Here is a 15,537-nt window from a genome sequence, read left to right as displayed (position 1 = left end):
CTTCTTCATTGTGCCAACTTAATTTTCACGCAGCTAAAATATCTCAAAAAAAGCATCATCTAATTCATAACCCAGCATTTGGGCCATAGATTTCAGCCGCGAGAGGCTGGGGATATCTTGCTGTTTGAGCCAATCACCTAAGACAAAGATTTTGTGCATCAAAAATATTTCTAAGGCTTCAGGATTGTACTGAATGCCTTCTTTGGAACTGAATTGGTGTGGTACGAGCATGGCAGCATAACGAGCAAATTCTCCAGCTTTCCAATCTAGGAAAAATGCTAACCAGGGATATTTGGCATCTAGGCGCACAAACCACAGCCGCACCTCTGGAATTTCTGAGAGTTCCCGTGGATCGTCAGGTTCGAGATCGTAATTGATATCAAAGCGTAGCTGCTGTTCATGGGATGCGGCCCCATCTTGCAGCAGTTGTTCAATCACCGTTGACGCAGGAGATATATCCAGATTGTTAATCAGGTCATTATTGAGTGCGATCGCAATTGTCTTTGACTCAGCAGCCACTTTTTTTTGCTCAACTGTAGGATCGACAATATACAGTAGCAGCTTTCAGGGATTGACGCTAGATTGACCTTTAGTAGCACAAAGTCTTGTTCACAAATCAATTAGTATTTACTGATACTTTTTTGCTGATAATTTCGTCAACCTATACAAGGTTTAGACACAAGTCTGAACTGCTTAAATTTATTTGATACTTTTACTTAATTTTCGCTAGTTTTAACAAATATACATCCAGTTACTACCCCTGATATGAGCCGCTGGCTATCGCCACTCACTTCACCGATTTTTACTCAAGTTAAATGTTACTTTGATCGTTGCTATAATTACTCGCCTTTAACTAAATAATTACTACACGATTAATATCGTATGCCATTAGAATTAGCCTATTTGGGTAAGGCAATACCTGCCCCAAGGTGGACATTTACAGCGATTTTAAGTTAAAGTTGTAATGAGTTTGTTTTAGATTAAGGTCTGACAAAGTAGCCGTCAACAAGCAAAAAAAATCATTATCGCCACCTGTCACTTCCACAGGATCAAAAGCCAAAACATAAGTACAGGTAAAACAGCAGCGTGCAATATCATTGCATATATTAAATAACCAATAAACATTTAGATGGGAAAATTCCCTCAACAGTTAACAAGCTGTAATATGCAAAAACAAACAATTACTACAAGACCAATTCGTTCCTTAGAAGATGCACTTGAGCGCTGTCAAATCCTGGGTATGCGCGTCAGTCGTCAGCGTCGCTTTATTCTGGAATTACTTTGGCAAGCAAATGAACATCTTGCTGCCAGAGAGATTTACGATCGCTTGAACCAACAAGGCAAAGAGATCGGTCATACCTCTGTTTATCAAAATTTAGAAGCATTATCCAGTCAAGGCATCATTGAGTGTATTGAACGCTGTGATGGGCGTTTGTACGGCAATATCAGTGACTCTCACAGTCATATAAACTGTGTGGATACAAATCAAATTCTTGATGTTCATGTGGAACTACCAGAAGATTTGATCCGCAAAATTGAAGAAGAAACAGGAGTGCAGATTACTGACTACAGTATTAACTTTTTTGGCTACCGCAATCCGCAAGAGGGATAGGGGGTTGGGGAGCAGAGGGGCAGGGGAGCAGGGGAGAAGGGGACAAGGGGGACAAGGGGGACAAGGGGACAAGGAAAATAATTCCTCACTCCTCACTCCTCACTCCTCACTCCTCACTCAGCACTCAGAACTGTTTTGCCCCATGCCCCAATCGAATTAATTTCCAAAAACTGTCTCATCATCGACATCATCATCTAAATCTGCTGACAAAATTGCACCTTCACAGCTCTCAATTAGTCCGATCGCAGGGGTATTTTTCCAATTAACGTTTGTGTTTGGCGTGATTTTCACGGTGTTTAAGAAGGGTTGCTGCGATCGCAAATGTTTTAGTTTTTGAAACGACTCTTTGGAGAACAAGGCACCATTATTAGCGGCCAATTTTTTGTCAGTCGTAGCAAGTACGGCATCACATAAGCAGGCGTTGGTGAGATCGGCAGAATTAAGATTTGTCCCCATCAGGTTTGCCTGTTGCAGGTTTGCGCCTGTGAGGTTTGCCTGTTGTAGGTTTGCGCCTGTGAGGTTGGCGTTTTGTAAGTTCGCACCTGCGAGGTTAGCCTGTTGCAAATTGGCTCCAGCCAAATTCGCCCCCATTAACTCCGCATTAGATAAGTTTGTTTGCTCAAGACTCACCCCAGTTAACATCACTTGCGATAAAGAGGCTCCCGATAAATTGAGTCCAGACAGAGACTTGATTCGGGTTACGAAGGCACTTTTATGCAAAACCGTTGTCCGAGCAATTAGCACACTCAGCACCTCTGGGTTGAATTCTGTTAAATTGACTGGATTCCCACAAGGCCAAAAAGGAACTTTTGTTTCTCGGTAGCAAGCGCAAAGCAATAAAAACACATTTAGTCCCACAGCAGCATTCACCTGTTCAACATTCACAGGGTTTTCCAGTTCGTGAAAATTAGTCAAAGCGTTGTGGGCTATCCCCTCATCTAACCAACGTCCTTGACAGTAAGCACGCCAGAAAGATAAAAGACGTTGAAATAAAACTTCAAACGAAAATTTGTGTTTTTGCTGGCGACGCAATCCGGCGATCGCTAGTTCTTCAATTTCTTGGCTAAGTATCCCGTAACCTAGTAAATTATAAATATTCTGGGCTGCACTACTGAGTTCGAGTACAAAAGTAGGCGTGCCATAAGCCTTTTCTTCGTACTGAGTCAGAAGTTTAAGTTGGGCAACAATCGCATCTGCACAAAGAGATTCTCCTAACTTGAGATGCGAAAATTCAATGAAACTACTTTTTGCTGTGCTTTCGCTTGAGCTTTTTACATCCCAAATTTTAAAATAAAACGCTGGTAAAGTATTAAATTCACCAGCTAGATTAATTTGATGACGTTGCGAGTGTAAAATTTTGAGAGCGATCGCTTGCATCTGCTCAAGTAAATCTTGGGGATGACGATTAGCGAGTAAATTAGCGATCGCTTCTGGAGTCCGGTGAATATGAGCCGATCCTGAACGCAGTAGCATCGTCTTGATCCCACCAATTAGCGGATAACCCAACAACCATCGACTCAGGCGATGATGAATTTCCCATAAGAGAAAAGACTTTTGGGTATTAGCAGCTAACTGCAATAGTTCATCATCTAGCAATCCCTCGCGGTGCAAAATGCCCAACAAATGCAGCATTAGGGGTTGACGGATAAGGGGAGATAATTCTCTTAACTTTGATTGGCTGGCAAATAACCCTGCCTGTTTTAATAATGTAAAGAAATTTTGAGCAATGGGTAATGATTGCACTTTTGCCCACTGTTGAAACCATTGCTTGAATTCGTCCACATCCAATGGCTGAATAATGATTCGTCTCAATAATAGCGGTAGTTCCGAGACGATTTCTGGTAAAGTCGTTGAACGACTTGTCAACACAATTTTGTGGCGGTGCTGAGATTGAAAGTTCAGTAATTGCTGAATAAAAATTGCTTGTGCCCTGATACCCACAGCAGAATGGGGCAATTCATCCAAACCATCCAGCAGCAACAGACAAGGGAGATTTTCTTGCTCTAACCAAGTTGAAAGATTAACACCAAAGGCAGAATTTAGAGTTTCGATTAAAGTTTTACCGTATTTTACATCTCGCAACCTAATTACTATCGGCATCCAAGTAGGGTACAATTCTTGTGCTATCTCCGTTGCCCAAAGTTGGCAAAAACTAGTTTTTCCATAACCCGGTTCTGACTCAATTACAGCGATCGTTTCTAAATCAGTTAACTGTTGCTGTGCCCATGTTTTTAAATCAACTGGTTTAAGAGCTTTTTTATCCTGCTCAGAAATATTTTCTTCTATTGGTAAGCCTTTTTGTGGCACATAGATATCCTTAAGAGCAAAGGATTCCATCAGCAAAGGGATACTGAGGTTTTTAATCAAACTTGCACGGTAATGTTCTCGGTGCAAATCAATTTTTTCACTGACTGTAGAACCAACTTCTGGGGTGATGAAACTGGGAGATAATGAAATCCCCAAACGGAAAAATTTTTGCAGTTGGGCTAAAGGTGCAGCATTCTCGGTGACGACTACCAATATCTCACCAGGAAGTGAGTTAACTAAACGCTGTGTTAGAAGTTTCCCTTCCAGTTCCTCTGCACCATTGGCAACTAACCAAGCGATAGCAGCGTTATTTATTTGTTGCACCAGTAATGAATCTGCAACCGAAGACAGCGCTTGTTCAGCTTGAGTATCAGTCAATTTACCTGGGCTGAGAGTTTTCAGCAATCCTTGTAGTTGCGGATCTTGGAGGATGAGTTTACCCACGTCCTCTTTAAGTATGTGTGCTTGTATCGGTATAATTGCCCGGTCTAACCACGGTTTTTGTAAGCTTGCTTCCTGCTCTAGAATTGCTTGCAAAGCTTGGAGATAGGCAATTTGAAACGCTAGCCATGTGCCTTCGTTACGTTTTAACGGTTTTTTTTGGCTGAGGCTACGCAACAGTTTTTCTGTCAACAGGGAAATGACACTGATTTCTTCCCAAACAATACTTAAGGGCAGTTCTAAAACCTCTGCCAAGGTACAGATATCAAAAGGCATGAGGCTTTTGAGTTCCATATCCTGAACAATGCGGTAGGCAATACCTGCCAATTGCCCCCCAGAAAACCCTCTGATTTGATTGATTGCGATATGGCGTTCTGCCAACCAGTGCCGAATACTCAAGTTCATTTAATCACACAGTGAAGGCTGCATAAGGCAATTATGATCGATTTATCAGTTGACGAAAACAGGTGACAATGGGGAAGACAAAGTTTTGTATCAAAGTTGTTTTCTGATTGGTAAAAAACAGTGCTGATCTAATTGAGTGGACTATGAGCGATCGCCCTTTAAAATTATTGTTAATCGACCAAGACCCGATTTTTCGTCTGGGATTACGGATAGCTTTAGAAGCGATTCCTAATCTCGAAGCGATCGCAGTTGTAGAAACTGACACTGTTGCCTTGCAGATTTTAGCAGAAATTGCCGAAAAAGACCCTAACCAGGTAAATTTAGTAGTTTTAGAATTCGGTAATGGTCGCTCCACAACCAGTCAACAGCTAGGTTTACAATTCTGTCGGCAACTCAGAGCCTTATATCCCAACCTACCAATCCTGCTCCTCAGTTCTATTCAAGAACAAGGACTGCTATTAGCTGCAAAATCTGTTGGTGTAAATGGCTACTGCCCCAAGGGTACGCCACTTCCTGAGTTAGTCGCCGCCATGCAAGAAGTTGCAAATGGTGGTTCCTATTGGTTCCAGGACACAGAAGCAATAATAACTCCTAACTCCTCACTCCTAACTCCTCACTCCCCACTCCCCTTCTCTAAACTGCGAAATAATTTACATTTGTCAGGAATCACTAACATTGATGCTACCCTAGCCGCAGTAACAGCACAATTACAAATTCCTGGTCTACCAGTACTAGATCGAGCCATTCTAGCTGGACAGCGGCGAGAACTGCTAGCGGCTCGTTGGTTGTTAAATCGGTTGTTGCTTTCACCACAAGAAAGGCAAAAAGAACAGATTCCGGCTGCTGATGAGCCACTTTTGACTCCTTTATTCAGTAGTGCCATTCAGCAAAGGCAAACTGTATCACCTTTACTGAGTCCGGGAACCCTACAATCTGCCTTGTTTATATCTTGTGTGACTAAACTTCAATTGCCTTTACGAAATGTCACAGATATTCCTTTAGAAATTGATATCTTTCGTGAAGATAAAAAACGGGAATTACTTTATCTGATCCTACAAAAGTTGAGTGAACAGTTGGATGAATTGCGTACTTCTCAAATAGAGATAAATCAATTAAATGAACTAAAAAATACTTTAATACGTGATTTATGGCAAGCAGCAATTATAGATTTTTTTGGGAAGTTTTCTCAGATCAAAATAGTTAATCAAAACATAGAGATAGTTAATTTATTGCTGCAAAATACAGAGGTTGTACAAAGAGATATTCTCAATAAGATCCCGCTAATTGGTGATTTGTATTCTTATCTCTTATTTCAAACAGAGTTGAACATTGATAATACCTCCTATCCAGTAGTGAGTGCTGAAGCTAAATCTCAAGCATTAATGATTTTAGAGAACTTATTGATTCAGGTAGCGAATGGAGTAGTGCAACCACTATTAAATTATTTAGCAGATGTAGAAGAGATTAAGCAAAACTTTTATGGACGGCAATTGATTTCTACAAGAGAAATTGAGCGGTTTAGAAATGAGTTGTCTTGGAAATATAGATTAAAAAATTATATAGATGAGCCAAAAGCCGTTTTTGAAAGTCGCTATGAGCTATTTGTGATTGCACCTCGTGGCATTGCCAATATTTCAGTTTATGCTCCTCGGAATCAGGAATTAGTAAAACTTTCTAATATTCCCTTAGTAGTGACATTGCTCCTAGAATTTAGTGATGCGATCGCACCGCGTTTAAAATCACTAGTAGCTGTTTTCGGTAGCGGTATAGTTTTTATCCTTACCCAAATAGTTGGTCGAGGTTTAGGTTTAATCGGTCGTGGTATTCTTCAAGGTATTGGTAGCGTTTCGTCAGTAGAAAAGAACTTGAGACGAAATAGCGATCGACCTAAGTGAACCAGCAACACAGAGGGGCAGCTTTCTGTAGTTCTTTTTCCAATGACAAATGACAAATGACAAATGATTTTATCGGGCTAGCAATTTCTTATGTTTACGCTATCAGTCTGCTTGTGATTGGCGAGGGACTACGTAGGCTATTTGGTGTAAAGCCGGATTTGACCCGCAAGGTAATCCATATTGGTGCAGGGATGTGGGCTTTCGGAGTCCTGCTACTATTTAGCCACTGGGAAATCGGGATTATACCTTTTGCTACCTTTATCGGACTAAACTACTTGTTTTACCGCTACCGAATCATCGGCTCAATGGATACCCAAGATAGCTCACCCGGCACAGTTTATTTCGCTATCTCAGTGACATTGCTGTTCGGGCTATTGTGGCGACCAGATGGGCCAGTAGATAGCGCCCCAATTGCTGTAGCTGGGATCATGGCAATGACCTGGGGTGACGCACTAGCAGCATTAATCGGTAAACGTTTTGGGCAACATAAATACCAAGTGGGAAGTTCTATACGTTCCTGGGAAGGTTCAGCAGCAATGTTTATAGCGAGTACAGTAGTAATTTTCTTGGTGCTGTTACTGCTACCTGGTTCGTCGCTGAGTCCTTTTGCAACGCCTTTAAGTTTAGGATGGGCCTTTTTGACGGCAGTAGTAACTGCTACTTTCGCAACTCTAGCAGAGGCAGTCTCACCCCACGGCACAGATAACCTCAGCGTACCTCTAACAGCGGCGGGAGGAGTTTGGATTTTCATGCAGAGTTTGTAGGGCACTCCCAATTACCTCGTTCCCAGTCTAAGGGACTTCCAACTAAAAAAATATCCCATCGCTGTCTAGGCAGGGGAGCAGGGGGCAGGGGGAGAAAGAAAAATATTATCTGAGTAAATTGGATAATTTATTTTCTGGAAGTCCCTAAGACTAGAATTTCAGCTACTCATAATATAGATTCTTAATAAAAACAGCTATTTAACTGCGATGTCTGCGGCAGTCGGTTACGCTCGACGGCTCACTCTAAGCGTTGGCGCAGCCTCTCGTAGAGAAGCCATGCCGTTCGCGTTAGCGTCTCTGAAAGAGAAGGCTTTACGCTGCGCTATCCGTATCGCACTATTAATTCGGCGATTTATACCCCTAATTTTTAGCACCTAATTTTGGAGTACTGCTACTTCACACTACAATACTACTATTTTTAAATTGGCAGTGTTCGGAAACACAATATGTGTGTGATCAAGAACACATATTTTTTAATTGAGACAACTATATGATCTTCCCCACATGGACATACAGCAAGAATACATTTTGCAACATGATGTCCATCTTCTTTCTGTTAACTCCAGTGATACACAGTTATGCTTCATTTTCTGATTGAGCAGAAATTGTCAAAGCATACTTGAAAGGATTTCCCACAATTGAAGAAGGCAGAAGCCTGTAAGTAACAATCAAAACTCTAGTTGCGGGTGATTGCCCACTACTAGAACAAAATTGTGTCGAGATATGTAACACCAGACACAAAGCATCCTTGCTTCAATCTCATGCTTTTAAGCGTGGGATTAAAGCAAAGATGCCTTCATATCTCGTACCTTCTGCCTTCTGAATACATTTTTCATCAAAAAACAACTCTAGCAACATAGGTACAATCAATATGAACTTTAAACAATTTGGTGTATTACTCTCTATATCTACAATTCTTGGACTCAACGTGATTGGGACCAAGGTTTTGGCTCAAGAGTCGCCTAGTATTACTTTTGGAGATGCAATCGGGTCTGGTGGATGTATTGTTGACGATCAGCTTGCTGGAGAGGATGGTAGAACCTTATCGATCGTCTTGGATAACTTTAGTGCATTCAATGGTCAGCGTCAAAGGTGTATTTTACGCGTTCAAACTTTTATTCCAAGTGGTTTCATCATCCAAGATGTACAAGTACTGTACCAAGGCACTACTGATATTGATAGCAAGAGTAGAGGTACCAGTTTAAACAGAACTTATAGCTTTAGTGGTGGTGCTTTTGGTCAAGCTGTAGCTCCCCCTAAGACTACCAAGTTTACATCTAGTAAGGCATTTGCGGAGCAAGATGAGATTACTGTTCTAGCTGCTTCAGGTTTATGTAGTGGTGGTGGGCAAGGACTATTAGGTATTAATCTGATTGCACAATCCTCAGCAGGAAGTTCTATTTTCGTTGATACAGCCGATATCAATGCTGGGGATGTGAGACTGTTTTTTGACCTAAAGCGTTGCGACTAGTTGCTTTTAGCGATTCTGGGGATAGATGGTGATACACCAAACCAAATTCCCAATTTAGTGGTCTTCAATGAGTGGGGGATTTAGACACACCACTCATTGAATCTACTGAAGGTATTCTTCTTTAAGATTACAAATATTCTATTGATGGAGAATAAGATGATGTTGAAATTAAGTGATGCACGTAATTTTTTCATATTAATGTGCTTGTTTTTTTTCTCTTGTTATGACGCCAAGTCATCTAGCGCTGCTGCTCCAGTAAACAACCAGCCACGATTTTCGGTTAATAGGGGATGTAATATAACTTTCAATCCGCAAATAAATCAGTTTACACTTCGCTCTCCTATAACTGTAAAGGCACAATCACCAAGAGCTAGATGTATCATTAGAATTGATACCTCTAATACTCAAAAGCAATTTAGGCTCGTGCCTTTAGCTGTCAAAGGTGTAGTAAAGAAAGCATCAGCACGAGTAGCTATCACATCATTTTTACTTGGTGATAAAGCAACACCATATGAAATAACATATGGAAATGCTAGGAATTTTGATTTGACCAAGCAAATACTTCCAACCAACTATACAACTAAAGGAAAAAGTGTTTTAGGCGTTAATTTAGTATTAACAACAACCGGAGGAGAATTAGTATTGACAGATTTCAAGTTTGCAGTTCAACAAAAATAATAAGCTCAATTTTGAGGGATGCTCCCCAATTCTGATGACGTTGCGTTTGCAATCAAGGTGCTGTCAATATTGGCAAAGGCAGCGAGAACCGCAAAGTCAGTATCCTTGTGGAAGTCAGTAATGATATAGGACTCATATCTGATTTTTGAACTACATTTTAGATAAAACCCTGATAAAAGGGGCTTTTCAGTCTCAAGATGTTTTCAGAAATCAAATCGGAGTCCTATATCAGTACCTTGTTTAAGTTATTATTATAGTGACGACTCCGTGCGTAAGTGCTAATTCCAATTGCGGCGGAAATGGAAGAAGCCTTCTAAAAACTCTTGCAAAGGAATGTTGGTATTTAACTTTTGCTTACTCCACTCTCTTGCAGTTCGTTCCAGAATTTCTGAGAAACTGGGATAGGCAGGAGATAAATTTGCTAGATGTTTGACTTTAATTTTTTGTGATATTGCCAAGGCAATCAAATTAATTAATTCGCCAGCTTCTGCCCCCAATATCGAAGCTCCCAAAATTTCCCCATTGCGTAGCACAATTAATTTACACATACCAGTGGTTTCATCCCGAAGTTGGGCTGCTGCCACTGTTTTAAAATATTGTCGCAAAACTAAAACTTCATTTCGACGAAATTGGCGTTTTGCCTGTGCCTCTGTCAAACCAACTTGTGCCAGCATCGGCACAGAAAATATCGCCCAAGGAATTGAGGGATAATTTACTCGTAACCTGGGAAAAAATAATGCATTGTTCAGGGCAATTTTTGCTTCATAATTAGCGATATTGGCAAAGTCGTAACCACCAATTACATCACCACAAGCATAAATACGGTGGTTAGTGGTTTGCAGTTTATCATTTACCACTAAGCTACGACGATGCCATTTCACACCTACTGCTGCCAGATTTAGAGGTTCAAGATTCGGTTGTTGTCCAGTCGCCACTAAAATTTCATCAGTTTCAATGGCCTTATCTCCTGCTTGAATCCACTTTTTATTTTCAATTAGCCTCACCTGAGTTACTGGTTTTTCGGTGAGGACACGCACACCTTCTACTTCCAACTGCGCCTGAAGCAATATGGCTATCTCAGGGTCTAGATAGGGAAGAACATAAGGATGCTTGACTACTAGCGTCACACTGCAACCAAACCTTGCTAAAGTTTGAGCAATTTCAATGCTTTGGGGAATTCCACCGATAATTACCCAATTTTTGGGTAATGTCGTTCCCTGGAAAGATTGCCAAATATTAGAAAGGGTTAGATAGCCAGTGGCTTGTAATCCTTCAATCTCAGGAATTTCTGGACGCGAACCACTAGCCAGCAAATAAGTACGGGCGCGTAGTAGGCGATTGTTAACGGCAAAAGCCAGTTGGGGTGAAGATTGAAATTGACCACTGCCAACGATGATATCGACCCCCTGCGCCGCTAGGATGGCTAGGGAATGCTGTTCTTGGAGATTTGAGGCGACGCATTGAGCATACAGCATCGCTTCTTGCCATGCCATAGATATATGGCATTCTTCTGAGGTATCAGTGTGTGTGGCATAAATACCAAAACCAGCCGCATCCTTCAACTTCTGCGCTAGTTTACCAATTTCGGTAAGAGCATGGTGATGAGTAAACCCGTAGTCTACTTTGGGTTGTACCAGGGCAACTGTAGCACGCAGTTGGGTTGCAGCAAGTGCAGCATAGTATCCAGCAAGACTGCCGCCAATAATTACAACATCGTAGTCAACGGTCACGTGAATTTAGATTAGAGTTAGGAGTTAAGAGTTAGGAATTGCAGTTAGGAGTTAGGAATTGCAGTTAGGAGTTAGGAATTAAGAATTAAGAGTTAGGAATTAGCAGTTAAGAATTAAAACCCTTTTTTAACTTATAACTCCTAACTCCTAACTTATAACTCCTAACTCTCTTTTAGCGCTGTTAGTAAGCGTTGGTTATCGGACTCTTCACGTACAGCAACCCGGAAAAAGCGATCGCCTAGTTCTTTAAAACTAAGGCAATCGCGGATTAAAATCTGGTGATACTTGAGTAATTGTTGCTGTAACTGGGAAGTAGATTCTTGGGACTCAACCAGTAAAAAGTTCGCAGCACTTGCTTGGGGTTGCAATCCTGGGATTTCAGCTAAACCCTGAAACAGTTGGTTTCGTGCAGGTGATAGCCATGCCCAGGTTTGCTGCTGAAACTCCGTATCTTGGAGTGCTGCAATTGCCGCCGCCGCCGCTAGTGTGTTTACAGGCCAAGGATCTCGCCATAGCTGCCATTTAGCTAGGCAGTCAGGATGTGCGATCGCATATCCTAATCGTAATCCTGGGAGACTGTAAAATTTGGTCAGCGATCGCAATACTACTAAATTCGGATATTCTTGCACCACCGGAATCAGGCTTTGTTCCTCATTGGGCGGCACAAAATCCATAAATGCTTCATCCACCACAACCAAAGCAAATTGCTCCAGATAGGGCAAAATAGACTCCCGTGAAAATAGTTTTCCAGTTGGGTTGTGGGGGTTATTTAGCAATAGTCCTTTGTCCTTTGTCCCCTGTCCTTTGTCAAGGAATAATGACCAATGACCAGTGACTAATACTTCTCTACGAGAGGCTGCGCCAACGACTTCGCTCAGTACAAGTGACAAAGGACACTCCAGCACATTAGCGTTGTACCCTGCCAAGGTTCGGTAGTAATCGCCAAAGGCTGGAGTGATTAAAATTGTCGCGGCTAATTGAGCTAATTCCCTACCGATTAAAGTGAGTAATTCTGCGGAGCCGTTACCCGGCAGAATCCACTCAGACGGCACTTGATGGAAGTGACTGAGAGCTAGTCTCAGTTCACTATAGTTTGGGTCTGGATAGTGCTTAAGATTACCAATGTGGGACTTAATAGCAGCGATCGCGCTATTTGGAGGCCCCAATGGGCTGATGCTAGCAGAAAAATCCAGAATAGCATCAGGGGGACAGCCAGCCAGTGCTGCTGCCCAGGCTAAATTTCCCCCGTGTGCAGGTTGCCGCATTAAAAAAGGGTTCCCGAAGACAGAACCTATGCTTTTGGGGGTGCTACCTTTTCTCTAAACAGTTTTCCTGCGGAGAAGGCAGGAACCCTCGTCGCTGGAATTTCCATTTTTTCATTTGTTTTCGGGTTGCGACCTTCACGGGCTTTACGTTCCCGTGATTCAAATGAGCCAAATCCCACCAATGTCACCTTATCACCAGAGGAAACCGCTTCAATAATCGTTTCCAAAGCGGCAGTTAAGACTGCATCCGCTTGTTTCTTGGTAACACTAGCCTTTTCAGCTACGGCATCAACTAATTCACCTTTGTTCATGTCAAACTCCTGAAGGTTTACTTGAGATTTCAGTACGGATGCACATTAATACATCCGTACTGAAATCTTTGTTTGCGGAAATACAAAAATCATCCTTTGGGAGTATTTTTTCTCAAAACGGCTGTACATCCCATCGGCTCGACTTTTCAATGAATCATTCTAAGGTGTTGTAGCCTGATGTGGATAGATGAAACCATTAATTTATATAGATTTCAGGATTTTTTGTAATTTTAGGGTACTTGTTTCACTAAAAACCACCCCAAAAGTAGGAAAAAATACCTAGTAAATCCCGCAATTGCAAAGAAAACAGGGGAGTGGGGAGGTGGGAGATGGTCAATGTTTGTTGGCATTCATTACCGATGTTGAAGAGTTATTGCTGAGATTAAGCAATTTTTATGAAAATCGAAGGCTCAGGTTCCCGATTTATCTAAAAAGTCGGGGATTTTGCTGACTTTTCATGTCTTCTGAAAAATCCAACGCAAAATTTAACCTCCTAACAAGCTTCTTTAGTCAAGAAGGGGTAAAAATTAAAGCTTTTTCCCTAGAAAGCTATCCATTAGTCACATCTTTCTTAACATTTGTGTAGCGATGCCTACGGCGGTAAACTACGCTGCGATAACTTCTCCTCTGCAAGACGTTACGCGTAGCTTGCTTCGACCTAGTATTTATGACGAACGCAGGCACTCAACAAACCCTTGTAAGAATAAATGCTGAAAGCCCCTGAGTATGTGGCTGTTGAATATCCGCACATTCATGGCGAGTGAGTCAATCCCCAGCAGAAATTTTGTGTTGCACCCAAGCCCGAAAAGCACGGGTAGTAGCAATTTCCCCATTCTTTTTAGCTTCTTGAATAAACCGAGGAATCTCCTTCACCGACACAGATGCAAAAGTAGGGCTGGTTTGAACTTCTGAATATTGTCCACCTGCAAGCGTGTAAACTCGCAACACACTGTCGTTATAACGCCAAAATTCGGTAACTCCCATTGCAGCATAAAGCCTCAGCTTGTCTATTGCAGACCTGGAATATTCCACTTCCAGCACCAGGTCAGGGGGCGGGTCGATAGCTATATCAATATTTTCTTTATCTCGAACTAGGGCTTCATTTTGAATGTAGTAGCTACTATCTGGCTCGGCTCCCCGCTGCAAATCATCCCGCATTAAAGTTAATGAACCAGCGCGTCTAATTTCCCAGCCCAACTCTTCACACAGGACAACAACAAAACCTTCAATTACACGGTTTGAGTTCTCGTGCGGCATTTGTGGGGTCATAATTTCTAAGGTTCCATTGTCATAAGCCAGTCGGGAGTTACGATTTGAACCCATTTCAGCCAACATGGTTTTAAATGTTTGCCAGCTAATGTTTTGGAGTAAAACCCGATTTTCTGCGGGTGTTGTTATTGCCACCATAGTTTAGTTCTTTGCAACAAACCTTTTTCCAGTACTGTATCCCTACACCGAACCTTTTACCAAATTCGTTGTATATTGAGTACAAAATCAGGTAAAACATTTTCGCCGGAAATAGTTTGAGGACATTTTAAAACTTCCACATCTTGTCCTGGACGATAAATTTCTACTTCCTGTTTTTTTCGGTTGATCAACCAACCTAGACGACAACCATTTTCGATATACTCTTGCATCTTATTCTGAGTTTTTTTCAAGCTGTCATTAGGTGAAAGGATCTCGATGACAAAATCAGGACATAGAGGAATAAATTTTTCTTTTTGTTCTTTATTTAAAGCATCCCAACGAGATTTTTCTACCCACGAAACATCTGGAGAACGGTCAGCCCCGGATGGTAAAGTAAATCCAGTTGATGAATCAAAAACTTCGCCCAATTGATTTTGGTCGTTCCACAACCATATTTGAGCGTTAATAGTAGAATTAGTTTTTCCTGTTTCTCCTCCCGTAGGTGGCATTATAATCAACTCTCCTTGGGCATTGCGTTCTAATTTTAAATCGGGGTTTTCTTCACACAATTGATAAAACTGCTCTATTGTCAGTTTAATTACAGAATTGAGGTTTAATGTAAGTGCTGTCATAAGAGTATTTCCCTTTTTATTAGATGAGTGTGCTACAAATCTATATCCATATATTTCAAGGGCTTTCTCGGCAATTATACTAACACCATCTGTTGCGCTGAGTAACACCCCAGAATTAATATAATGCGATGTGCAACTTATTCTTAAAACCCCACTTCCATTCCTCTTCCCGAAAGGTCGATAGGCTTTGATTCTTGCTCCCCTTCCCTGGTAGGGAAGGGGTTGTAGGTTAGGTTTGAGAGTATAGTTGCACATGGCATAATATAAGTCATTTTCATTCTTCTCTACCCTGTAGCCCACCTCTACGACTGGCGAGTTTTTTTCGATTTCATCTTCATCCAATAAATGTTTACCATAAGCAACAATCCTAGTGTAAATTTGGTGCAAACGTTTGGCCAATGGGACTTTATTTGTAGAGTTTTTCAAACCAAGAAATTCAACAAAATCTAAAACTTCCTCTTGTTTTTCTTGTGGAAGAGAACGCCACTTTGTTAATAGCTCTTGTTCTGAAATCATTAGTATTTACTCACTACTGCTACTTCTATTGTGATTGGGTATTTTTATTGTAGAATGACATTTAAACTTAAACCTACTCGTAAAAAAGAAGATCCCCAACTTC

General features: G+C 41.4%; 12 protein-coding genes. 5 read left to right on the top strand and 7 right to left on the bottom strand.

Going from position 1 to position 15,537, the window contains the following annotated elements; translation table 11 throughout:
* Positions 1-33: 33 nt before the first annotated feature.
* Entirely contained in the window at positions 34-519 is a 486-nt protein-coding gene (locus RMX69_RS26395) for a CRR6 family NdhI maturation factor (RefSeq protein ID WP_322639199.1), read from the bottom strand.
* 646 nt (positions 520-1,165) lie between these two features.
* Here RMX69_RS26395 and RMX69_RS26390 point away from each other — a divergent pair.
* Positions 1,166-1,612 (top strand): Fur family transcriptional regulator, encoded by a 447-nt coding sequence (locus RMX69_RS26390; RefSeq protein WP_289795834.1) that lies wholly within the window; start codon positions 1,166-1,168, stop codon positions 1,610-1,612.
* A gap of 156 nt (positions 1,613-1,768) precedes the next feature.
* Here RMX69_RS26390 and RMX69_RS26385 read toward each other — a convergent pair whose 3' ends face one another.
* The gene (locus RMX69_RS26385) at positions 1,769-4,765 is read right to left on the bottom strand and encodes a pentapeptide repeat-containing protein (RefSeq protein ID WP_322639198.1); all 2,997 of its coding nucleotides are present in this window, start codon (positions 4,763-4,765) and stop codon (positions 1,769-1,771) included.
* Between the two features lie 143 nt (positions 4,766-4,908).
* On the opposite strand from RMX69_RS26385, the gene RMX69_RS26380 reads away from it, so the two are divergent.
* The 4 genes from RMX69_RS26380 to RMX69_RS26365 all read left to right on the top strand — a co-directional run bounded on the left by RMX69_RS26380 (position 4,909) and on the right by RMX69_RS26365 (position 9,573).
* Complete coding sequence (locus RMX69_RS26380; RefSeq protein WP_322639197.1) at positions 4,909-6,660, top strand: DUF3685 domain-containing protein; 1,752 nt, start codon at positions 4,909-4,911, stop codon at positions 6,658-6,660.
* 56 nt (positions 6,661-6,716) lie between these two features.
* Entirely contained in the window at positions 6,717-7,424 is a 708-nt protein-coding gene (locus tag RMX69_RS26375; RefSeq protein ID WP_322639196.1) for a phosphatidate cytidylyltransferase, read from the top strand.
* Positions 7,425-8,295: 871 nt separating this feature from the next.
* The gene (locus RMX69_RS26370; protein ID WP_289795830.1) at positions 8,296-8,895 is read left to right on the top strand and encodes a DUF4360 domain-containing protein; all 600 of its coding nucleotides are present in this window, start codon (positions 8,296-8,298) and stop codon (positions 8,893-8,895) included.
* 156 nt (positions 8,896-9,051) lie between these two features.
* Positions 9,052-9,573 carry a hypothetical protein gene (locus RMX69_RS26365; protein WP_322639195.1) on the top strand — a complete coding sequence of 174 codons (522 nt, stop codon included), beginning with the start codon at positions 9,052-9,054 and terminating at the stop codon, positions 9,571-9,573.
* A 278-nt stretch (positions 9,574-9,851) separates the two neighbouring features.
* On the opposite strand, the gene RMX69_RS26360 is transcribed toward RMX69_RS26365, so the two are convergent.
* The 5 genes from RMX69_RS26360 to RMX69_RS26340 all read right to left on the bottom strand — a co-directional run bounded on the left by RMX69_RS26360 (position 9,852) and on the right by RMX69_RS26340 (position 14,918).
* A complete protein-coding gene (locus RMX69_RS26360; protein ID WP_289795828.1) occupies positions 9,852-11,303 on the bottom strand; it encodes a dihydrolipoyl dehydrogenase family protein in 1,452 nt (483 codons plus the stop codon).
* Positions 11,304-11,464: 161 nt separating this feature from the next.
* Positions 11,465-12,568, bottom strand: coding sequence for a threonine-phosphate decarboxylase CobD (cobD, locus tag RMX69_RS26355; RefSeq protein ID WP_322639194.1), 1,104 nt, complete (start codon positions 12,566-12,568; stop codon positions 11,465-11,467).
* 26 nt (positions 12,569-12,594) lie between these two features.
* Positions 12,595-12,879 carry an HU family DNA-binding protein gene (locus tag RMX69_RS26350; RefSeq protein ID WP_010998076.1) on the bottom strand — a complete coding sequence of 95 codons (285 nt, stop codon included), beginning with the start codon at positions 12,877-12,879 and terminating at the stop codon, positions 12,595-12,597.
* 765 nt (positions 12,880-13,644) lie between these two features.
* On the bottom strand, positions 13,645-14,286 hold the full coding sequence (locus RMX69_RS26345) for a Uma2 family endonuclease (RefSeq protein ID WP_322639193.1): 642 nt from the start codon (positions 14,284-14,286) through the stop codon (positions 13,645-13,647).
* Positions 14,287-14,342: 56 nt separating this feature from the next.
* The gene (locus tag RMX69_RS26340) at positions 14,343-14,918 is read right to left on the bottom strand and encodes a Uma2 family endonuclease (RefSeq protein ID WP_289795825.1); all 576 of its coding nucleotides are present in this window, start codon (positions 14,916-14,918) and stop codon (positions 14,343-14,345) included.
* Between the last annotated feature and the right edge of the window lie 619 nt (positions 14,919-15,537).

Source organism: Nostoc sp. EspVER01, assembly GCF_034530635.1.
GTDB lineage: Bacteria > Cyanobacteriota > Cyanobacteriia > Cyanobacteriales > Nostocaceae > Nostoc.
Note: the sequence above shows the minus strand (reverse complement) of the source record. Positions and strands in the feature narration are given on the sequence as shown.

Coding starts and splice junctions, on each gene's coding strand:
- RMX69_RS26345 (WP_322639193.1), bottom strand. CDS start 14,286: ATGGTGGCAATAACAACACCCGCAGAAAATCGGGTTTTACTCCAAAAC.
- RMX69_RS26350 (WP_010998076.1), bottom strand. CDS start 12,879: ATGAACAAAGGTGAATTAGTTGATGCCGTAGCTGAAAAGGCTAGTGTT.
- RMX69_RS26375 (WP_322639196.1), top strand. CDS start 6,717: ATGACAAATGATTTTATCGGGCTAGCAATTTCTTATGTTTACGCTATC.
- RMX69_RS26385 (WP_322639198.1), bottom strand. CDS start 4,765: ATGAACTTGAGTATTCGGCACTGGTTGGCAGAACGCCATATCGCAATC.
- cobD (WP_322639194.1), bottom strand. CDS start 12,568: ATGCGGCAACCTGCACACGGGGGAAATTTAGCCTGGGCAGCAGCACTG.
- RMX69_RS26380 (WP_322639197.1), top strand. CDS start 4,909: ATGAGCGATCGCCCTTTAAAATTATTGTTAATCGACCAAGACCCGATT.
- RMX69_RS26340 (WP_289795825.1), bottom strand. CDS start 14,918: ATGACAGCACTTACATTAAACCTCAATTCTGTAATTAAACTGACAATA.
- RMX69_RS26370 (WP_289795830.1), top strand. CDS start 8,296: ATGAACTTTAAACAATTTGGTGTATTACTCTCTATATCTACAATTCTT.
- RMX69_RS26365 (WP_322639195.1), top strand. CDS start 9,052: ATGATGTTGAAATTAAGTGATGCACGTAATTTTTTCATATTAATGTGC.
- RMX69_RS26390 (WP_289795834.1), top strand. CDS start 1,166: ATGCAAAAACAAACAATTACTACAAGACCAATTCGTTCCTTAGAAGAT.